We start from the raw sequence: 23,623 nt of genomic DNA on the forward strand, positions 1-23,623 counted from the left end.
ACAGTGCATACACGATTTTTAGGTATTGCATTGCACTCAATATCTTTAAGTTTGTAGGAACTTAACGCTAAACTAGAGCGTGGCAATTTATAAGCCTTATCAATACTTATGGAGGATGCCCACATGGCAAAAACCGTTCTTGTTATCAATTCTGGTTCCAGTTCGATTAAGTATCAGCTCGTTGACTTGGAAAGCGGTGAAGGTATCGCTTCCGGCATCGTTGAGAAGATTGGCGAGCCAGTTGACGGACACTACAAGCACGTATTCAATGGCGAAAAGCATGAGTTCGATGAGCCAGTTCACGACCACGAGCAGGGCTTGAAGCGCGTACTTGGATTCTTCGAAGAATATGGTCCAAAGCTTTCAGAGTCTGGCATTGTTGCTGTCGGTCACCGCGTTGTTCAGGGTGGCTTAACATTCCCTAAGCCTGCATTAGTCAATGAAAAGACAATCAATAAGGTTAAGGATTTGGCAGTTTTGGCTCCACTTCACAACGGCCCAGAAGCTGTTGGCGCTGAAGTCATGACTGAACTTTTGCCAGATGTTCCACAAATTATGGTATTCGATTCTTCCTTCTTCCATGCTTTGCCACAGGTTGCAGCAACTTATGCTTTGAATAAGGAAATTGCAGACCGCTATCATATTCGTCGTTACGGTGCTCACGGCACTTCTCACGAATACATTGGCTCTGTTGTTCCAAGCGTTGTAGGTAAGCCTGCAGAAGGTTTGAAGCAGATTGTTTTGCACATTGGTAACGGTGCTTCTGCTTCTGCTCAGATTTCTGGTAAGCCAGTTGAAACTTCTATGGGCTTAACCCCACTCGAAGGCTTAATGATGGGCGGTCGCACTGGCGATATTGACCCAGCTGTAGTCTTCCACCTTATTCGCAACGCTCACATGAACGTGGACGAACTTGATACTCTCTTCAACAAGCGTTCAGGCATGATGGGTATGACTGGTCATGGCGATTTGCGTGATATTCACAAGCTCATCGCAGAAGGCGATGAAAACGCTAAGCTCGCTCTCGGCGTATACGTGCACCGCATTGTTGGTTATATTGGCAACTATACTGCTCAAATGGGCGGCGTTGATGTCATTACCTTCACAGCTGGTGTCGGCGAAAACGACGAAATTGTACGCGCTCGCGTATGCGAAAAGCTTGAGCCATTCGGCGTTAAGCTCGATAAGGAAAAGAATTTGGTTCGTTCTAAGGAGCCACGCGTTATTTCCACTCCAGACAGCTCTGTGATTATTGCTGTGATTCCAACGAACGAAGAGTTGGCTATTGCGCGCAAGGCTGCAGCTATTGCTGAAGCTGGTGAAGATAGCTACGGCAACAAGTTTGAGCACTAAATTGTTTGCGCTTAACTGCGTAGAACAAAATAAATAAATATGAATAATCCCGGGTCAAAAAGGCTCGGGATTATTTGTTATTCAAGCATTTTATGCCACATGCCTGGAAAATCAGGAATCGTTTTGCGAGTAGTAGAAATATTTTTGATTCTTATATTTTCTATGCGCAATCCAAGCATTGCAGCAAAAGTTGCCATTCTGTGATCCGCATAAGTTTCCATTACTTCCCCATGCATATGGTTACTTGGCTCAATACGAATTCCATCTTCGAGCTCTTTAGCGCCAATCCCAACTCGATTCAATTCATTAACTAACGCTTGCAAACGATTCGTTTCATGCCCTCTCAAATGCGCGATACCATGAAGTTCACTTGGACCGTCCGCAAAAGCAAGAATAGCTGCAATACTAGGAGCAATCTCCCCTGCTGCACTCAAATCAAGATATGGAATTGCTTTAATCGCACTATCGCTTTCCACATGCATTATTCCAGCATCATCACCTGTTTTTTCAAAATTAACTTTTGCACACATTTTTTCTAATATTCCAGGAAGCAATCCTCCAGGTTGAGTTGAAGAAAACGGCCAATTAGGTATACTGACACTTCCTCCAGCAATCAATGATGCTCCTAAAAATGGCGCAGCATTAGAAAGATCAGGCTCTATAGTAACAACGTTAGCTAGATTTATTTTACTCTCTTTAACATGCCACATTGCGTTGCTAGTCATATTTACAGACCCACCCGCTTTGCAAATATCGTCCATAGTCATGCGAATATGTGGCATACTTGGCAATGTGTCACCAATATGTTTAAGCTCTAATCCACCAGGAATACGTGAACCAATCAGAAGCAGCGCAGAAATAAATTGTGATGATGAAGAAGAATCAATTTGCACGATTTTTTCAGAAAAATTATTTATTTTAAATTCGACTGAAGGTGGCGTAATAGTAAAAGGTAAAAAACCCTCTTCTTCGTGATATTTTACGCGAGCACCAAGCTGCTCTAAACCGTCAAGAACTGGCTTCATAGGACGAGCATAAGCTTGCTTATCGCCATCAAATCGCACAGCTTTATTTGCAAATAAAGCTAAAGCTGCAACGAAACGCATTACAGTTCCAGCTAAACCGCAATACACTTCAGCATTATCTGGAACTCTAAAAACTCCGTCTTCTGGAGGAATTACACGAAGCTTAGTTCCATCTTCATTTAATGACTCACATCTAACGCCAAATGTAGATAAAGCGTTAATCATAAGATCCGTGTCGCGCGAGCGCAATAATCCTTGTAAAACTACTGATTTTGTGCCCAAAGCTGCCAAAATTAAATAACGATTCGACAAAGATTTACTGCCAGGAACCTCAATATAAGCTTTTAATTGATGATTAGCATACGGTGCTTTCCAAGGAGTAGTGCAATCTGCAATATCGTTAATATCACTCATACTATGAATACTATCGATTAACATGTACTGCTAAATAAGAATAAAAAGCAAAAATACGCATATTTCATTAGATATAAAAAGTCGGGGTGACAGGATTCGAACCTGCGACATCCTGCTCCCAAAGCAGGCGCGCTACCAAACTGCGCTACACCCCGAGACTTTTGAACTGATTACCAGTTCCAAGCACAATCAATTACAATAGCGCACTTTGCAGACAAATGCAAATTACGACACACGTATTATGAAAATTTTTTCTTCATTACAAAATTCAACTAGCAAAACTCATTACTAGCTACCAAACGATACAATAGAATTAGTTTGAAGAAAAAGGGGCTAAGTATGGGACGCTTCCAGCGAACAGAGGCAATGGGCTTAATATCATTCATAGTTTGCGCAGCTTGTGGAATGATTATTATGAGAATGTATATGGTAACAATGCCAGCGTTTTGGCAAATTAGTCAGCGACTATTCCTTACAGCTTCAACTATTGTGTCTTTGTGCAGCGTAGGCGCTTTTATTGTTGGATACTTGCGTACAAATAAAAAAGTTATCAGCCATCACTTAATTCGAGTAGCTAAGCATGCGTTTGAAATAACAGCACTTTCTACGATTTACGGCGCGACAATGTTTCTTATGTCTTTTGCTTTGCTATCTATTATTAATAGTATTATTGGCAGAGCAGCAATGAACAGTTATTTACCAGTATTATGCTCAGCATTATCTGGAATTGTTGGATACGCAACTCTTATTCAGGCTGAACTTCTCGAAGCTAAAACAGTGGCTTCTCTCCTGCCATTATTCGTTATTTCTGGAGCTGCAACTGCAGGTCTTACGACAGATGATCCGTACTGGTATAACAATAATTTCTCTCAACTTGGAGACCGCACAACATTTGCAGCTAGTATGTTTAATGCAACACTTGTTTTGTCAGGAATTTGCATTATCATAACGAGCTACTTTGCTATTACTGAATTCGTTGCAACGCAGCATGAAATGCTGCAACACAATAGCCAAAAACTAATTAAACACTTCAAGATGCGCACAACTGTTATGGCAGCTTTGCTGATTCTTGGAGGAATATCGTTTATTGGAATAGGAACTTTTAGATACACACCACATCCTTTCTTACATGATTTGTGTGCTCGAGGAGTAACAGGATTAATTTGCACAATGCTTGTATGTCTTCCATGGCTTGCGCCTAAGCTTTCTCGCACATTCTATATTGCTTCCGATTTAGCGGTTATTCTTACTGCGTGGGCAGGAAATCAGTGGATACATGGAAATAATACTCTTACAAATGTTGAAGCATTATCGTGTCTGCTATTTCTTGGATGGATTATTGTATTTTCACGACAAGTTGCGGCTATGCAAAGCGATCGTCTTCAATCAAAAATAAATCAAGCTTTAGTATTAAATAGAAGCTCAAAAGCACAAATAGAATAAGAACAAAAAGATAAATTAAACTAACAAAAGCAGCGTAGAAACTTAAATTTCTGCGCTGCTTTTAGTTTTTACAAGTCACGAAATTCTTTACAAATAAAGCATAATATTTAATGTTCTGGTTTATGCTCACTCATAAGAAGCAAGAAACTACGAGATTGTGCAACAATATTAAATCCTGCCTCATATAACAATTCTGGACCCTTTGGATTATATGTGTCCACAATCAACTTCCACTTCTCACCATAACGTTTATCTGGCAAAGTAAAAGTAATAGGTTCATAATGCGCATTAAAAATAAGAATAAAGTCATTATCAACCATTCTCGTTCCATACCAGTCAGTTTCTGGAATATCCGAACCATTCAAATAAATCATCACAGATAAAGCATGAGTATTTGACCAGTCCTCCATATCCATAACAGTACCGTTATGATCAAGCCATTCAACTTGTGGAATATCGCTTACATCATCTCCAGCAGAACGACCCGTAAAGAAACGACGACGATGCAACACAGGGTGCTTTAATCGCAAGTGAATAAGCTTGGAAACGAAATCGAACATATCTCGTTGAGTTTCGTTATAATCCCAGCTTATCCACGAAATAGCGTTATCTTGACAATAAGCATTGTTATTGCCCTTCTGCGTACGCATGACTTCATCACCAGCGCATATCATAGGAATACCCTGGCTCATCAAAAGAGTTGAGAACAAATTACGTATTTGACGTTCACGCAATTCATTAACATCGTGAATATTAGTAGGTCCTTCAACACCGCAATTCCACGAACGATTGTCGTTCGCACCATCGCAATTGCCTTCCTTATTAGCTTCATTATGCTTTTCGTTATAGCTAACTAAATCGTTCATAGTGAAGCCATCGTGAGCTGTAATAAAGTTCACGGAAGCTACAGGCTTTCGTCCATTTTGCTCATATAAATCTGAGCTACCCATAAGTCTACTGGCAAATTCAGGTAATGTAGATGGTTGTGAACGCCAAAAGTCGCGGACACAATCGCGATATCTTCCATTCCATTCGGACCAACTTGGAGGGAATCCACCAACTTGATATCCACCAACACCAATATCCCAAGGCTCAGCGATAAGTTTTACACTTGAAATAATAGGATCCTGCTCAATAATGTCAAAGAATGCAGAAAGTTTATCTACTTCTTGGAACTGACGCGCAAGAGTTGCTGCTAAATCGAAACGGAAGCCATCAACATGCATTTCAGTTACCCAATAACGCAAACTATCTGTGATTAACCGCAATGCTTTTGGAGAACGCATAAGTAAGGAATTACCAGTACCGGTAGTATCAAAATAATGACGCTGGTCATTATCTACAAGGCGATAATATGCGCGATTATCAATACCACGGAAACTCAAAGTAGGACCACGATCATTGCCTTCAGCAGTGTGATTGTAAACCACGTCTAGAATAACTTCCATACCTGCAGCATGATATGCCTTAACCATTGATTTAAATTCGTTAACTTGCTCTCCGCGCTGACCAGAACTGGAGTAAGAATTTTGAGGAGCGAAGAAACCAATAGTGTTGTATCCCCAGTAGTTACTTAATCCTTTATTTTGCAAGAAAGAATCGTTTACAAACTGATGAATAGGCATCAATTCTATTGCAGTAACACCAAGCTTCCTTAAATAAGAAATAACGCTTGGATGTGCAAGTCCAGCATAAGTGCCTCTAATATCTGGAGGAACACGTTTATCAAGATTAGTCATTCCACGAACATGAGCTTCGTAAATAACAGAATCATGATACGGAATCATAGGATGCTGATCATTACCCCAGTCAAAATACGGGTTAATAACTGCAGCCTTCATCGTATGGTCTGCAGAATCTAAAGTATTCATTGCTGAAATATCATCTGGATTATCAAACCAATACGAGAAAAGACTCTCATCACCGTCTATATTTCCTTCAATCGCCTTGGCATATGGGTCAAGCAACAACTTATGAGGATTACACCATAAACCATGAGAAGGATCATAAGGTCCGTGAACACGATAACCATAACGCTGACCAGGCTGTATGCCTGAAACATAGTTATGCCACACGTATGAGTTCTGCTCAGTCATATCAATACGTGTTTCGTTATCATGCTCATCAAATAAACATAATTCAACGCGCTTTGCAACTTCGGAAAACAGCGCAAAATTCACGCCAGCGCCATCATAGTTTGCGCCAAGCGGATACATGGAACCTGGTCGTATATGCATAATATAAGTATCTCATATATTCGAGTAGTTTTCACGTCATGTTGACGTTATTTAAAAAAAGATTGAATTTAAATGAAAGCCTCAATTAATAACGTAATTCCATGGATCGCAAGCTTCACCTAACCAAGCAACTTCTGGACGCTCTCCATACATTTCTTCTATGCAATCAGCAATATCATTAATCGCATAAGTAAACCACAATGATTCAATAGCACTATGAGAAGTGTTAATAATCATAGGATATGTGTGTTGAATGTAATCTTCACCAGAAGAAAGACGCAGTTTCGATTCATATTTAGCTCGCTCAATTGCATCAAGTGCAGGATGATGACGCAAATCGCTTGTAACATATACGTCAACTTTTTCCTTGCGAACTTCATCTAACAAGCTTTCCCCAGAACCAGGCAAAACAGCTACTGTACTAACTTTCGCATCAAGATTTCCAGCAACTTGAACACCAACTTTTGTATGAGGAAGAACGTTAAAAACATTTTGCGCAAAATCACGCAATGATATTGGCACATCCAAAACACCAATTCTGCCTAAGCCAATGTTACGTCCAGCAGAATCAATCTGTTTAGAAACAACAATTGGACGCAAATTATGAAGACCAAAATACTCTGCCGCAGCATGAGCAACTCCGCGCCACGCGACATCCGCATTAGTGTGACCAACCCATAGCGCACAATTATTACTAATTAAGCGCTGCACAATTTCACCACGAACAGTTTCGTTTGAAACTCCATGCACAGCTTTGAAAAATAGCGGATGATGAGTCACTAATAGGTTTGCATCCATTGATAACGCTCGATCAACTGCGCTAATCGTAGGATCACTAACACATACGATTCGCTGAATTTGGGAATTCAAGTCTCCAACAATAAGACCAGGCTCATCCCACTCTTCAGCAAAGCTTAATGGGTACAATGTTTCTATAGCTTCAATTACTTTGCTTAATCTAATCATTTCTTCTACCTTTAAGCAGTGCTAATGCGCTGCTAGTTGCCAATCTACACCAACTCCAGTAGAAACATTAAGAGGAACGTCTAAATGCACAGCATTTTCCATAGCTTTACGCACAATATTTTCTACCTGCGCTTGCTCACCATGTGAAATTTCCAGAATCAATTCATCATGTATTTGCAATATTACGCGGCTGCGCACTTTTGCTTCACGCAATCCCAAATCAACACGAAGCATAGCAAGTTTCATAATATCTGCGGCAGTACCTTGTATTGGAGCATTAAGAGCTCCGCGCTCAGCAGCTTCACGAGATGCACGATTATTGGAAGAAAGTTGCGGGAAATACCTACGTCGACCAAACATAGTTTCTGTGTACCCAAGTTCTTTTGCCTTCGACACAAGAGATTCCAAATAGTCATGAACATTGCCAAAAGTATCAAAATACTTATTTTTTAACATTTCAGCTTCAGCCGGACTAATAGAAAGCTGTTTTGCCAGCCCATAAGTACTCAATCCATATGCCAATCCATAGCTCATAGCTTTTACGTGAGAACGTTGATCCGGACTTACTTGTTCAACAGGAATCTTATAAACTAAGCTAGCAACATATTTATGAAAATCTACGCCGGAACGGAATGCTTCAATAAGAGTTTTATCATGAGATGCATGGGCCATAATACGAAGCTCAACTTGTGAATAATCACAACTCATTAAATATTCAAATTCTTCTCCTGGAATAAAAGCAGCACGAATTTCACGACCAGCAGCATTCCTATTAGGAATATTTTGAAGATTAGGATCAGCAGAACTTAAACGACCAGTTGCTGCAATAGTCTGCTCAAAAGTTGTATGGATGCGCCTATCGTCATAATGAGCTGCATCAATTAAACTTTGCACAATCTGTTTCAATTTATTAGTTTCGCGATGTTTAAGTAAAGCACCCAAGAATTGACTTGCAGGTTCTTCGGGATCGAGTTTAACGTACATAGCTTGCAAAGCTTCGGCATTAGTCGTGTACGAGCCATTCTTTGTGCGACGAGTAGGTTTAAGACCAAAATGCTCAAAAAGTATTTGTTGCAACTGCTTAGGGCTTTGTAAATTAACAGAACTACCTGCAACTTTCCAAGCCATATTTTGCGCAAACTCAGCATCTGCAGAAAATTGCTTAAGCATACTACTTAAACGTTGCATATCAACTGCAGCACCGACGTCTTCCATGCCACGCAAAACTCGCGAAATAGGCATTTCCAAATCAGTCATCAAACCAGTTTGTTTTCTATCATCAAGTGTTGAAGCAAAATGAAGAGCCAAAAGACGAATAAGAAGCGTAGTTCTTAAGAATTTAGCTTCACACGCTTGAGTTTGCTTTTCATTAGTTTCTTCTTCACTAGCTGGCATTCCATCGTCAATAAGAAGATCAAGCTCACCCTGCTTAGCTTCATTTTCACCCAAATTATCTTCATCTGACTGAATATCTAAATAATGTTCAGCCATATTTTCTAACGTTTCAGCTCGAAAATCAGGCTCCAATAAATATGATGCCAATCGAGTATCAAGAAGTGGAGTGCCAAATGAATTATTCGAATCGAATAATTTTAGCGATTTTAGCAATCCCAAATGCTTTTTATAATCATGCAATACTGTTATTGAGGAATTTTTTTGCAAGAACTTTCGTAACATCTCAAGCAAAGCTTGATCTGACGATTGCAAATCAGTCGTATATAATATTGCAGCTTTATTAGCAATAAGAATTATTAAACAATCTGCAATCAACTCAAAATGATGTTTTGAATTCTTATTGCACTCATGAGCGTATATTACAACTTCTTGATTTTTCAGTATAGGTTCGGCACATTTACGAGAATTATTTATAATTTTTTCGGAATTTAATTCTTCAAAAGTATCTTCAGTATTTTTTGAATCTTTCTTTATTTTTGTATAAAGCAAAGAAGAAACTGAATTCTCCCAATCAATAAAGTCCTCTACAGTTTTAACATGATGTAAGTCAATGCCTGCTAGCATTTCTTGAAAATTTTCTGCGTCAATATTTGATTGAGCACTTTGAGCTAGCTTATCGTTATTAGCGTCACCTTCATACGTAGACGAAAACATTATACGCATATTATTTTCGATAGATTGTTGCATACCGTTGCTAAAAGTTTTGAGAATCTTTCTCTTTTTTAATTCGCCAAATTCAAGTTGAGACAGCAAGATTCCTAATTTTACAGCATCAACATCACCAAAGCACAAATCATCTACAGTTACGCCTAGATCCAAATCGCAAACTAAAGCATTAACTTTACGGTTTAAACGAACTTGATCAATATTTTCTCTTAAAGCTTCTCCCTTTTTACCGCTAATCTCATTCGAATGTTCAATAATATTTTCTAGGCTGCCGAATTGATTAATCCATTTAGCAGCGTACCCATCTCCAACACCTGGAACTCCTGGAATATTATCTGCAGTTTCTCCTCTTAACGCTGCTAGATCAGGATATTGCTTAGGCGTAACATGATATTTTTCATAAACAGCATTCTTATCCATTTTTTTTAAGTCTTTAAAATGCTGTCCTGGATATAAAACAGTAATATTGTCATCTATAAGTTGGAATGCATCACGATCGCCAGAAAGTACTAAAGTTCTATAACCGGCATTCGAACCCATTACTGCAAGAGTGCCAATAACATCATCACCTTCATAACCGGGTTTCTCAATATAAGTGACACCAAGAGCTTTAAGCATCTGTTGAATGATAGGAAGCTGCGAAAGAAGCTCCTGTGGAGCAGCATCACGAGTACCTTTATATTGAGGCAGCATAGTATTTCTAAAAGTTCCACCTTTAACGTCAAAAGCAATAGCTAAGCGGTCAGGCTTCTCTTTTTTTACAACCTGTGAAAGCATAGTAATAAATCCCCAAATGGAATTTGTTGCTTGCCCAGAGCGAGTAGAAAAATTATCTGCAGATATTGCAAAAAAAGCACGGAACGCAAGAGAATGGCCATCGACAACCAACAACGTTCCTTTCTCATTCTTAAGTTCCGAAGAATGTTCTTCAACGATGTCGGTATTCACTGTTGACTACTCACCCACGTTCCGTAAATTACTAATAAATAACTATGCACTTATATAAAAATGAATAAATATAACCCTACTAATTTTCAGATGAAGATTCTACTTTATCATCGCTATACTTTGCAATAATAGCCATTGCAAGACGCTTCTTAGGGATACGCTGATCCATAGAAGTTTTTTGAATCCAGCGGAAAGCACCCTGCTCAGAGAATCCAGCCTTATCCATAAGAAGACCTTTAGCACGGTCTACAAGCTTACGTTCTTCTAAAGTATCTTCAGCTTTCTTCAACTTTTCTTCTGTTTTCTTCAACTGATCTTCAGCATCGTGTAACTTGTTTTCTGCACGCTCAACACTATCTAATAAATCGTTGATTTCACTAAAGCGACCCATAGCAACTTCCAAAGCAGGAAGAAGTTTAGATTCTTCATATGGCTTAGTAACGTACGCCATCGCTCCAGCACCAGTTGCTTGTTTTACTAAATCTGACTGTGAAAAAGCAGTGAGCATTACTACAGGAGCAATATTCTCATCACAGATTGTTGCAGCGGCAGTAATGCCATCCATAACAGGCATCTTAACATCCATGCATACAACATCTGGATGATTTTCACGAGTCAACTCAATAGCTTCTTGACCGTTAGCAGCCTGACCTATAACTTGATATCCGTTATCTTCAAGCATTGCAACTAAATCCATACGATTAACTGATTCATCTTCTGCAACTACTACAGTACGAATATGATTGGCCTTTTTTTCTTTAGCTTCTCGCTGAACAGCTTCATCATCTGCAGCTTTGCGCAGCTCATCATCAGTAAGTACCTCAGGCATTGCTGGCTCTGTCCCTTCATTTTCATCCATACCTGGCATATCCAAAACCTCACTTCATTGCCACACATTCACAGGGCAACATCGCCATGCATCTTTAACATGGCGTTCGCGCAACGGCACACTCACAAACACTAGCGAAAATTGCGCATCATAACACAATCTGCAAGTCATTAAAATACCGCATGCGCACCATGTTCGTGTCAATTAATAATATCATAAGAATTGCAAGACGCGCGAACAAGCACATACAATTAGCACTATTTTGCTTATTTTATATAATCGCAGATAATAATACAGCCAACGCACCAAGTATTGCCTGAGCAACGCACATAGGAAAAGCATCCTTATAGTCACCCATAAGCACACATTTAGTAAATTTATAGGCTTTAATAATAATAACTAACAATAAAATCCACTGAAAAGTAGCAAAAAATAAATGCCACGAAGAATTGCATACAATTGCACTAAAACTGAGGAAAATTTCAACACTATAAAAGCGCCATATTGACGGCACTGCTGAAGGTAACGCAATAATCAAAACAGAATATGCAATCAAAAGAACAGCAGAAACAATGCTCATAGCAGCACATAAACGTCTGCCATTGCGCTCGCCAATTTTAACCATAGCAGTTATTTTTCCATGTTCTTTATCGCTTTTAATATCTCGAAGATTGTTTACCATCATTAAGCAAGCCGAATAAGCACCAGGAATGCAAGATATTAGCACACAAGCCAAAATCCTTTGCCTGTTATTGATAAATATGCTAGTTTCTGGAATACCAATTCCATATGTAATTGCGCATAACGAACCAATAAAAGGAACAGGGCCGAAAAATACAAACGCACTTACTTCTCCCCAACCCTTATAACCGTAAGGATGTTTACCTCCTGCATAAAACCATGCTGCAGCAAAGCACGCAATTCCAAGTAAAATAAACCAATATATTCCAGTTCGCAAAACAATAATCAAACCAAAAATACAAGAAATAAAAGCAGAAATTATTACGGCTTTAAGCACAGATTTCGCGGAAATTCCAGCATTTGCAAGGCGCCAAGATACATCGCACAAAGGTTTTGAATTATTGCTACTTAAAGCACGCAAACTACGATTCTCATCCAAGCCATTCAATCCGTCACAATAATCATTGGCATAATTGACGGCGATTTGTATAAACGCAGCAACCATGCAGCACAAGAAAAATTGTATAAAACATTGCTCTAGATGCATAACTGGTTCTTCAAAATACGAAAATCGTATCATTCTAAATGAAACCGCAAACGCCATAACAACAGGAACTAAGCCTATTGGAAGCGTGTAAATTCTTGCACCCTTAAGCCAAATTTTTACACTTTTCATCAAAAGCCTCATAAATTATTTATGATTTATTTATTTATGATTTACACAAATATTTTATACTAAATTTGGCAAAAAGATTGAAGTGCATATTGGTAAAGCAATAATAAGTGCAGAAATAACTAAAGACAAGAATCCACGCCATCCGAATGGGTATTTGTAATACGAAGACTTGCGTGTGCGCAAATAAAAGCCGCGCTCTTCCGCTGCTAGCGCAGAACTATCTGCTTTACGCACTGAAGAAACCAAAAGAGGCACAATAAGAGGCATCATGAGTTTTAATTTTTTAAATGGATTTTTACTATCGTATTCAACTCCGCGAGCCATTTGAGCTTCTGTGATTTGAGACATTTCTTGCGCAAAAATAGGCACAAAACGAACCGCAGTAGTTATAGTAAAAGCGTAACAATATGGAATATGCAAATATTGGACTACAGCATTTGCAAGATCGTTTAATTTAGTTACTGTTAGTACGGTAACAAGAGGAAAAGCAAAGCAGAACAATCTCAAAGCAGCTTTTGCACCAATATCAATGCCGTGCAATGTGAACCACAAGAAAATATAGTTGCCACTTTGAGCAATAACAGTCTGCAGCAAAAACATTACGCAAGAAATTATTAACATAGCTTTAATAAGACCAGATAATGTTTTAACAACACGAGTAAAAGCCATGCCAATAAAAATAATAGCTGCAAGCGCAATAAGCGCGGAATACTGTTTAGCAATAAACACGCTTATTACAACACTCGTAGCAAGAATTAGTTTTGCAATAGGATTAGTGCGATGAAGAAAAGTGTTACCTGGTTGGTAAGTTAATAATCTCGTTTTCATAAATATCAGACGCCTTTACTTCTACTTTTATTTGCTACTTTTATTTGCTATTGCTTCTGTTAATTCTGCTGATTCTGTACAGTCTGTTTTGTGATTTTTTCGCCGCGCAACGCTTCTACTAATTCTTCGCGCACATACAAGCCATTGCACTTATTAAATCCATGCGCAACCAAGCCTTGAGAAACGGAACACAATAATGGTGGATACAATGCTGCAGCAGAGCACACTTCCGGTTTTTCAAACACATCGTACGCTGAACCATCAATAATAAGCTTTCCATCATTAATTGTTATAAGTCGAGTTGCATAATCAAGCACAACTTCCATATCGTGACAAACCATAATCACGCAACAACCGTTTTTTCTTAAACGCTCTACAACTTGCATAATTCTCATGCATTCCTTGTAATCAAGACCGCAAGTTGGCTCGTCAAGAAGAAGAATCTTAGGATTTGTTACAACTGTTGCAGCTAAAGCAACCATTTGACGCTGGCCACGAGAGAGCATAAACGGGCTAGCTTCAGAATCCAGCTCCAACTCATCAATAATTTCCATTGCGTGAGCTTTAGCTTCGTCCTCATTCTGACCAATCAAAATACAGCTTAAAGTAACTTCTTCAAGTACCGTTTCTTTGCATAATTGTCGGTCAGGATTTTGAAATAAGGTAGATACATATTTTGCTATTTGACTAATACGAAGAGACTTAGTGTCAACGCCATCAATTGTTACGTTGCCTTCTGTTGGTTTTAATAAACCATTAATAATTTTGGTAATAGTTGTTTTGCCAGCACCATTTCTACCAACAAGAGTTACGAGCTCTCCAGCGTAAGCTTCAAAAGACACGTTTTTTAGCGCACTAACGCCACTTTGATACAAAAAACTGACGTTTTTAAGCGAAAGACATGGTGAATCGTTTTTCGATTTATTTTGTGCGTAAGATTGTGTAGAGACTTGCGATTCGTGTGAAAAGTCGCAAGCAAGCGCCGATTTATTTGAATCGCATTCACGATTATCAAATTCACTATGTGAATCAACATGTGAAGTCAAAGATTTTTCACTATTAATCGTATTAATAATAGTATTTACTGTATCTTCTACAGACACAGGCAAATCGCTTTTAGAGCAAATATTCTCACGCTGTAAATCATTAACCAAATGCGTAGTACGCGGATAATTTATTCCAATAGAATAAAGCAAATCCATATTTTTCAACGCTTGGCTAACAGGCAAATCAAGCGACAAAATGCCATTAGAAAGCACAACTAAACGCTTGCAATACTCGCTTAAAAGCGCAACTTTTTGCTCAATTACAACAACCGTTATTCCAAAATTCTTATTCAAATCTTTAAGAATCGAAAAAATCATTTTAGAAGAAACAGGATCTAAAGCGCACGTCGGCTCATCTAACACCATAACTTTAGGCTTTAGCGCAAGAATAGCAGCAATTGCAACCTTCTGCTTTTGACCTCCAGACAAAGTGTCTAAATCACGGTTACGCAAATCACTAATGCCAACAATTTGCAAAGCTTCATCTATTCGACTTGGTATTTCGCTATGCGCAACGCCAAAATTTTCTAAGCCAAAAAGAATCTCATCTTCAACATTTGCGGCAACCATTTGCGCATCAATATCTTGAATAACAGATCCAACCAAGCAAGCAATGTTAGTTAAAGCAAGATTGTTAGTGTCTTGACCCGCAATCTTAACGCTTCCTAAAAGTTCGCCAGAATAATGATGCGGAATCGCGCCAGAAAAAAGCGAAGCAAGAGTTGTTTTTCCAGAGCCAGAAGGACCAATAATTCCCACAAATTCGCCAGATTCTACGCTAAGACTTACATCTTTTAGTGCAAAAGTGGAATCTTGTGCCTCTGAAGAGTCTAAAGAATCATCTTTATTCCGATTCACATACTTAAAAGACACATCTTTTAGCTCAAGCAAAGGCACAATAATTCCTAACTCTTAGAAACCTAACAATTACAATTACTAATGATATCTTACGATTATATTTATTCTGCGATTATATTCTTTGATGATTATATGACTTGCTGCATATTATCCAGCACAAACTATTCAACAAAATCATCAAATACATATTATCCAAAATACATATCATCTAAAATAAATCATCCAAAACAAATTCAAACACTTACTTATGCAGAACGAGTCGAATTGGGGTGTAAAGCACTTCAACAACAACAGCATTAAACACAGCAGTTCCAAAAATGATTGGAAGCATAACAAAAATCGTCTTAGGAGAATGAAGAACAAAGAAAGATGCAGTAGAAGCAAATATTAAACCAGAAACAACTGTAGTTATAAAAGTTGCTATAAGTGGGAAAATACTGAACTTTCTAGCAGCATCCTTAGGGAAAACGCGAACATAAGCCATAATCATCAAAGTCATAACAATCGCTGCCGGAATATCGCAAACATAATTAAGACCAGGAATAGATGCGTTAAATTGCATCAAAGTTGCAGCCAAAGCACCAATAATCGCGCCCTGAATAACATTTGGACGAACAAGCAAGATTGCAAGACAGAATGATGCGATTAAAAAGTTTGGTTTAATGTTTCCAATTGAAAGTGCTTTTGCAGCAGTAAAGTCAAGAATACATCCTGCTGCAAAAAGAACTGCAACCAACACTAAAGACGTAATATCTAAAGCATGCTTTTTAATGCTTACAGCATTAATCATGCTATCTGCATGTTCGCTAATTTCCTGATTCATAATCTTCTCCTTCATAATGCGATAATCAAATTTTAATTATCGACTTTTGATATTTATTTATGCTTACTTACATTCATTTATGTTTGTTTATATTTGTTTGCGTTTATTCAAGTTAATTTATTTACTTATTCTTCAATGTTGTTTTACTTGTGCAAAACAAGTCGAATTGGAGCGTAAAGCACTTCAACAACAACTGCATTAAATACTGCAGTTCCCAAAATAATTGGCAACATAACCATTACCATATTTGGAGAGTGAAGAATAAAGAAAGCTGCAATAAGAGCAAAAATGCAACCGGAAATTACTGTAGTAATGAAAGTAGCAATAAATGGGAATACGCTTACTTTACGAGCTGCATCCTTTGGGAACACGCGAATATAACCAATTAATATTGCAGTCATAATGATTGCAGCTGGAATATCACAAGCATACTCAAGGAACGGAATCGAAGTATTAAATTGAATTAACGTTGCAGCCAAAGCACCAATAATAGCACCCTGGTAAATCTTCGGTCTAACAAGCAAAATCGACAAGCAGAATGAAGCAATAACGAACTCAGGCTGAATATTTCCAATAGAAAGAGACTTTGCAACAGTAAAGTCAAGAATGCATCCTGCAGCAAAAAGCACTGCAACTAACACCAGTGAAGTAATATCTAATGCGTGATTCTTAACTTTCACATTTTGCATCATTGCAGCTGCAGCATCTGTAGTTGCGTTTGCACCATTGTTGTAAGCTTCCTTAACGGTTTCGTTAATTTCTTGAGCCATGATTTCTCTCCTTGTTTAAGCTTCATATTATTTGAATACAAAGCTATCGAATATTTTGTTGTTATTTGTGATTTGTGATTTGGTTATTTTTTAAAATTTAAGCTTATATACAAAAAGACCTCCGGGCTTACCCCGGAGGTCTTTTATAAGCTTTTATACGCAGCTTCTAAAACTTCAGAGTAAACTCACACCAAAGAGAAGACTGCCACCACCACATACGAGCAGCGTTAAGAGCATTGTGAGATTCAGCATTCATGTTCATGTTACGCATGATAACTGCCTCCTTAAGCTCATTAGCTGACTGTGGCTCACACACAAACCTCAACCGAAGTATTCGATATTTATTTGTGTTGGAAATGATGCTAACACTGCAAAAGTACAAATGCAAATATTGATTCGTAAAATATAATCATATTTTCAAAAATATAAGCAAAACATTGCTTTTTAAAAATCTCCTATAAACCATTCTTACATAAGGAAAACAGCTACTATAATTTTAAAAAACGCCCGAAATTATTCAAAGCAAAAAATTTCTAAAAATAAGCGCAACACGCAAGCAAAAATAAAAAATGAGGGTAATAGCTTAGCAATTGCTACTACCCTCATTTTTTATTAAAACCTCAGTACTTAATCACAAAACACAAAATTATGCGAAAAGCACTTTGGATTTTAATAATTGCAAGACAGATGCTTAGAACGCCTTACTTTAATCAAGAAAGCACCTGCAACAGGCAACAATATTGCAATAATAAATGCGATTTGCGCTACACTACTGCCTGTTGAACTTAACGCATGAACATTCTTCTTAACAGCATTATTTACTACTGTTATTTCAGTCCAAGCAACTTGATTACCTTTTTCGTCAACCAAAACAACCGTATGCTTTCCGGTATATCCAGCTGGGAACTGAGCATCAAATTGAGGCTTGCCATTAACCATGCGAACAGTCACAAACTTTGAACCATCAGCACCCTTAAGCAAGCGTGGAGATGAATAGATATACGCGTAAGCATAAACTACTCCATCACGCTGCAAACGCTCGGTGAACTCTTTGTTTACAACATTAATTCTCACACTGTTAACAACACCTGCAGTTGCAACGTTATTGTTACCAACGCTAAGAGTTCCCTTTAATTCTGGATTAAGCTGCTGAACTGTTTTCGGAGCAACAGGTACAGGAGTAGATTCTGCTGGCTTAGCTGGAGCTGGTTTAGCAGAATCAGCTGGAGCCGGCTTTTCTGTTTTTTCCGACGGAACTGGCTTTTCCGACGGAACAGAAGGCTTAGACGGCTTTGATTGTTCACTGGACTCAGACGGAGTCGGCTTCGGAGCAGGAGCAGGAACTTGCTGATGCTCACCAGGTTTTGGAGCTGGAGCTGGCTTTGTGCCAGGCTGATCAGGTTTTGGCTTCTCAGGCTTCTTACTAGGATCCTCACCAGGCTTTGGCTTTTCACCAGGCTTTTCACCAGGCTCAGACGGATTCTCAGGCTGTTTGCCAGGCTCATCACCAGGCTTTGCATCCGGAGGAATTGGCTTAGATTCCTTATCTTTACTAAGCAATACTGCTGTAGAAACAGGAGCAATCTTGTATGTGCCATCATCAGCAACAGTTGCGTCTTGAGCAGTATCATTCACTTTGCCATTAGCAACAAGTGCAGAATACTTTCCTGCTGGAATCTTTACTTGAGTTTCAGCATTATTAGCATTGAACACTACAACATATTGCTTATCTGCATCGTTAAGTGTGTAAGCAATTACACCATCAGGAGTGCCATCAATCATCTTCATGTTCTTGTTAATTGTTGCATAATCAAAATCACGAAGAGATTTAATGCTCTTGCGTAGCTTCAACAATCCCTTGAAATAGTTCACGGAATCAGACTTGTCAGCAGCACGATTCCAATCAAGAGCATTGTCTTTATCGCCAGCATTGTAACTATTATCGTTACCATTCTTAGTTCGCAAGAATTCCTGACCAAGCTGAATAAACGGCATGCCGCGCGAAAGCAAAATCATTGAATTTGCAAGCTTTACTCTCTTCAATCGTACGTCTTCAGTGTCGTTAGGAGCAGAGACCTTTAGCTTATCGTACAACGACAAGTTATCGTGAGCTTCAACATACTGAACAATTTGACCTGCATCAGCAAAGTGCGTTTCAGCATTACCATTCCAGCACTTAACAGTACTACTCGTGCCAAATTGGCAACCAAGCAAATTATGCTCAAGCAAAGCCTTAACACCTTTATCTGTATTGCCATTGACAAAACCAGTACCCTTAGCAGCAAACACAGAACCTTTTACAGAATCGCGGAATGAATCGTTAAAGAACGCTACTCCTGGAATCTTATAAGCATTTGGTTGAATAGTAGACTCGCTCTTAGGAAGCAGTTCATTCATATCCCAGCCTTCACCAAGCACAATAATTGAAGGATCAATCTTATTAAGCTCAGCACGCACTTCTTGCATAGTCTTCAGGTCAATTAAGCCCATCAAATCAAATCGGAAGCCGTCGAGGTTGTAATGCGTAGCCCAATACTTCACAGAATCCAAAATATACTTGCGCATCATTTGACGTTCAGACGCAGTATCGTTACCGCATCCAGAATTACCATTCAGAGCACCATCCTTATAGCGGAAGTAGTATCCAGGAACTGTCTTGTTAAACGAATGATTTTGTGCGTTGTAAACATGGTTGTAAACAACATCCATAATCACGCGCAAACCAGCCTTATGAAGGCCAGCAATCATTTGCTTAGCTTCCTGAACTCGCGTTGTTGGATTGGCAGGATTTGTAGAGTAAGATCCTTCAGGAACATTGTAGTTTTGCGGATCATAACCCCAGTTTTGAGCGCCTTGCTTTCCATAGCTCAAGTCACCAGTTTCATTCACAGAACCAAAATCATACATTGGCATGATTTGTACGTGAGTGACACCAAGCGACTTCAAATAATCAAAGCCAGAAACATTCTGCTTATCTTTAGTCTTAGTGCCTTCTTCTACTACGCCAAGATACTTGCCACGATGAGCATCGCTAATACCAGAGTTTGGATTGATCGAAAAGTCACGAACATCCATTTCTGCAATTGTTGCGTCACTTGGATTCGTAAACTTTGGCATACGATTTCCAGCACTGCCTGCGTCTTTATCTGCTAATACAACAGAACGCTCACCGTTTACTACTGCAGCTTTCGCATAAGGATCAGCAGAAACATTCACTGTGCCATCAGCAAAATGAACTTCATATGCGTAAGCTGTATTAGCTTTGTCACCTTCAAGCTTTACAGACCATACGCCACGATCTTCTGCTTTCATAGCTGTTTCTTTGTCTTTTTCAGCTTTTTCAGCAGTCGACTTATAAGTAATCAGCTTTACTTCAGTTGCTGTTGGAGCCCAAAGCTTGAAAGTAGTTGAAGAAGCAGAATACACAGCACCTAAATCATCACCATTGTACGCATATTTCTTATCGAACTCATCGGTACGAATTACGCTAGCACCAGTTTTTGAGGAAGCAGAAAGCTTAATACCTGTAGCTAATCCTTTAATACTCAACTCATACTTATGCTTAATATTAAGGTCATTCTTGGTTTCGATAGTAATCTCTGAACCATTAGCTTTAGCAGAAGCAATTTCAACTTTCTTGCTAGGATTTTCACTAGTATCCAAAAGTGTTACGTCAGAATCTTTTACAGAAGACACGTCACCAGACACTTTTACAACTAACTTCTTTAAGCCAGCAATATCAGCAGACATCACGTGAGCTGTAAGTTGTGGCATAGTAGCGTTTAAGTACACTGTCATGTCATCTTGCATTAACCAGACTTCAGCACTACCCTTGTTTGGATTATTTGCATCTAGCTTAATCGCATTGTTTGGAATACTGCGATTGCTAGGATCTTGTTGATCCCAAGCGTTAATTGGCGTAGATTTTCTAACTTTGAAGCCAACACTGTCAATACCAGCATCATTCTTAGCAGTAAAGGTTGCAACTTTGCCATAATCGTCATGCGAAGTGAAGTAACGAGCAGTACCACCGGTTCCGTCATTCCAAGTCCACATGTTCCAGCCTTCATAATCGCCAGCATTCCTGCGATAATGAACTGTTACCTTTAGCTCTTTTGGCTTCTTCTTAAGGTTGTCTGGAGCAGCAAACTGCGTAGTATCCGATCCGCCTGTTACCCAAGCTTCAGCAAGACCACTTGCGCAGTTTTCAATAGCACGATCGCCACCGTCTTTATTCCAATCTTTTGTAGTAGTAATAAAGGAAAGTGACTTGTTTTCAAAAGAACCATCAACCGTAGTTTCAAAAACTTTTCCGAATTTATCAGTGCCATTAAATTTATGCCAAGCTCCAGGTAAATCTTTACCATCCTTGTCTTTGCCCCACAAATAAACGCCAATATCGCGAGTATCACCAGCTTTTGGCTTGTAGTGGATACGAACAGTAGTCTTTGGATTATATGCTACTGGGCAAGGATTTACTCCAACGCTACCCTTGTGATCTTGAGCTACATACGAATCAGTGTGAGCTGGAATCTTAAAGTTATTATTATCTCCTTCGTGATACCAGTAACCTTTGCCATCGTTAAACACTGCTTCATAAACTTTGCCATTGGTTCTAATTGTCTTCTTATACCAACTATCGCAAGCCTTTTGCATCTCATCGCCAGGAGCTTGAGTCCAGCTTGAGCCTATACCGTAGTGAACATATACTTTTTTACCGTTAAACTTTTCATCTGGCTTAAAGTAAATGGTCGTTGTAGGATCTTCTGGCATACCTGCATCAGGCTTTTCTTCACCATATTTAGGATCAGATGGATCAGCGGCAGAGCCTTTTGGATGATTAGCTTTTGTTGCATCAACGTGCAATGCTACTGCTTCGCGAGCGCCAATCTTGGTCTTAACTTCACCTTTTTCAACTTTAACAGTCTTAGAGCAGTCTCCTGCAGCATACACATTGCAGTACTCACCATCAGGCAAATCAGTCTTATAAGAAACTTCTTTTTCGTCAAGCGAATTGTTGATCGCTAAGAAGCCCTTGCCTTCACGGCTAAAAGCAATGTTGTTATCGCCATCATCCTGCCAATCAGTGACTTTCGCACCTTGAACAGCATTGTAGAATCCAATCATTCCACGAATCGAAGTCCAACGCTGAGTGCACTGCCACTTTGAATTAGCACCACAAGTTACTTCCGGAACAGACGTTTCAGTTGCACCAGGAGCACCATCATCATTCTTATCGAACTTGTATCCGGAATACACGTTTGGAGTGCCGTATGGCCACGCGAGCATGAAAGCGTTTGCTAAAGCGTAACGACGACCGTCCTTATACGTAAGCACGCTGTTACCGCGCTCTGTATCCCAATTCGTAACGAAAATAGCAGCTTTATCGCTCTTAACCATTCCGTCTTGAACTTTGTTCAAAGGCTTACTTGCCTTCATCAGCGAGCCTTTGAAACTTTGCATAAGCTGGTAAGAGTAGCCAAACTCGTTAACTTCGCCTTCATTCAAATGCGCAGCTGGCTGAATTTGTTGAGCTTCTGAAGGATTGCCAATAGTTTCCTGCATCCACCAGATGTCATGAATCTTTTTGCTATCTTCAACACTTTCGTTGTATTGCCTTATAGCAGAAGCTTTAATGCCCCTCATATCTTCTGGCGAAATATGCTTTACAGCATCAACACGGAAACCAGCAACACCAAGCTTCAACAAATCTGCAAAATACTTACCTAAAACTTGCTGAACATGCGGCTTAGAAGTATCCAAATCAAGCAAACCAACAAGTCTGTGAGTCCAAACTTCTTCAGCATTCGTGTAATCTTTAATATTTTCAGTGCTCTTATGGAAATCATCCTTAGTGTATCCAGCGTCTTCAAAAGTCTGCGAAGCAGCATCATACTTACTACCACCAACGCCAACAGTATCCTTATTATCAACGCCAGCCATGTGATTAATCACAGCATCAGCAATAATCCCAACGCCCTTTGCCCTGCAAGTAGTAATCATATTCTTAAACTCAGATTCAGTGCCAAGTTTAGAATTTAATTTGTAGCTCACAGGCTGGTAAGAAGTCCACCACGCTGTACCTTTAATATGATCCTGCGGCGGAGACACCTGCACATACTTCACACCTTCAGGACCATAAGTTTGCTCACATTCCTTAGCAATACTTTTCCAATTCTGCTGGAATGCAGTAACAATAACTCCCTTACCTTTAAGAGTTACATTAGTAGAAGTTTCTTTGCTATTGGCAGACTCCCCGCTAGTCGCAGCGTTTGCGCTAATTGTAACAGCAAAACCAGTTACAAGCATTGCAACAGACGCAACAACAGCAACCATCTTCGATGCAAAGTGTCGACGATGACTCATCAGTATCCTTTCCTCCATTGGTATTAACGCGCTTCTTCCTTGGATGCATTAATAGCTTTAATACACAAGCGATGGCTAGCACAACCATGATGCTAACCATCGCCCATAATGTGTATAATCAGCGGAGAAAATTGTATCATTCAAACACTACAATACCAATTTATTTACAATCAGTATCTGCTTTCAGCTTATTTATTAAAATCAGCTTACTTGTTAGAATCTAATTTTTACTAGGATCT

13 protein-coding genes and 1 tRNA gene are annotated in these 23,623 nt (G+C 39.1%); 2 read left to right on the plus strand and 12 right to left on the minus strand.

Annotated features, from left to right (window positions below; translation table 11 throughout):
• The first annotated feature begins 123 nt into the window (after positions 1-123).
• The gene (locus HXT32_RS03865) at positions 124-1,353 is read left to right on the plus strand and encodes an acetate/propionate family kinase (protein WP_285089452.1); all 1,230 of its coding nucleotides are present in this window, start codon (positions 124-126) and stop codon (positions 1,351-1,353) included.
• Positions 1,354-1,430: 77 nt separating this feature from the next.
• Here the strand turns inward: HXT32_RS03865 and aroA are convergent, their stop codons facing one another.
• Both aroA and HXT32_RS03875 read right to left on the minus strand, forming a co-directional pair.
• Complete coding sequence (aroA, locus tag HXT32_RS03870; RefSeq protein ID WP_033888764.1) at positions 1,431-2,792, minus strand: 3-phosphoshikimate 1-carboxyvinyltransferase; 1,362 nt, start codon at positions 2,790-2,792, stop codon at positions 1,431-1,433.
• A gap of 81 nt (positions 2,793-2,873) precedes the next feature.
• Positions 2,874-2,947: transfer RNA gene (locus HXT32_RS03875), tRNA-Pro, on the minus strand.
• A gap of 184 nt (positions 2,948-3,131) precedes the next feature.
• Here HXT32_RS03875 and HXT32_RS03880 point away from each other — a divergent pair.
• Positions 3,132-4,235 (plus strand): hypothetical protein, encoded by a 1,104-nt coding sequence (locus HXT32_RS03880; RefSeq protein ID WP_004111335.1) that lies wholly within the window; start codon positions 3,132-3,134, stop codon positions 4,233-4,235.
• Between the two features lie 107 nt (positions 4,236-4,342).
• Here HXT32_RS03880 and glgX read toward each other — a convergent pair whose 3' ends face one another.
• From glgX to pulA, 10 genes are all read right to left on the minus strand, one after another.
• Positions 4,343-6,472, minus strand: a complete 2,130-nt coding sequence (gene glgX / locus HXT32_RS03885) for a glycogen debranching protein GlgX (RefSeq protein ID WP_012914065.1) — start codon at positions 6,470-6,472, stop codon at positions 4,343-4,345.
• Between the two features lie 81 nt (positions 6,473-6,553).
• Entirely contained in the window at positions 6,554-7,438 is an 885-nt protein-coding gene (locus HXT32_RS03890; RefSeq protein WP_004111331.1) for a Nif3-like dinuclear metal center hexameric protein, read from the minus strand.
• 21 nt (positions 7,439-7,459) lie between these two features.
• The gene (gene polA, locus HXT32_RS03895) at positions 7,460-10,507 is read right to left on the minus strand and encodes a DNA polymerase I (protein ID WP_004111328.1); all 3,048 of its coding nucleotides are present in this window, start codon (positions 10,505-10,507) and stop codon (positions 7,460-7,462) included.
• Positions 10,508-10,586: 79 nt separating this feature from the next.
• Positions 10,587-11,375: an ANTAR domain-containing response regulator gene (locus HXT32_RS03900; RefSeq protein WP_004111325.1), complete on the minus strand. Its 789-nt coding sequence runs from the start codon at positions 11,373-11,375 to the stop codon at positions 10,587-10,589.
• Positions 11,376-11,607: 232 nt separating this feature from the next.
• Positions 11,608-12,693, minus strand: coding sequence for a 1,4-dihydroxy-2-naphthoate octaprenyltransferase (menA, locus tag HXT32_RS03905; protein ID WP_033888750.1), 1,086 nt, complete (start codon positions 12,691-12,693; stop codon positions 11,608-11,610).
• A 54-nt stretch (positions 12,694-12,747) separates the two neighbouring features.
• Complete coding sequence (locus tag HXT32_RS03910; protein ID WP_004111322.1) at positions 12,748-13,521, minus strand: energy-coupling factor transporter transmembrane component T family protein; 774 nt, start codon at positions 13,519-13,521, stop codon at positions 12,748-12,750.
• Between the two features lie 59 nt (positions 13,522-13,580).
• Entirely contained in the window at positions 13,581-15,464 is a 1,884-nt protein-coding gene (locus HXT32_RS03915; protein WP_004111320.1) for an ABC transporter ATP-binding protein, read from the minus strand.
• A 202-nt stretch (positions 15,465-15,666) separates the two neighbouring features.
• Positions 15,667-16,248, minus strand: coding sequence for a tryptophan transporter (locus tag HXT32_RS03920; protein ID WP_012914058.1), 582 nt, complete (start codon positions 16,246-16,248; stop codon positions 15,667-15,669).
• Between the two features lie 143 nt (positions 16,249-16,391).
• Entirely contained in the window at positions 16,392-17,018 is a 627-nt protein-coding gene (locus HXT32_RS03925) for a hypothetical protein (protein ID WP_004111317.1), read from the minus strand.
• A gap of 669 nt (positions 17,019-17,687) precedes the next feature.
• Positions 17,688-23,354, minus strand: a complete 5,667-nt coding sequence (gene pulA / locus HXT32_RS03930; RefSeq protein ID WP_422119077.1) for a type I pullulanase — start codon at positions 23,352-23,354, stop codon at positions 17,688-17,690.
• Positions 23,355-23,623 lie beyond the last annotated feature (269 nt).

Source organism: Gardnerella sp. DNF00747, from assembly GCF_049262675.1.
GTDB classification, from domain to species: Bacteria; Actinomycetota; Actinomycetes; order Actinomycetales; family Bifidobacteriaceae; genus Bifidobacterium; species Bifidobacterium swidsinskii.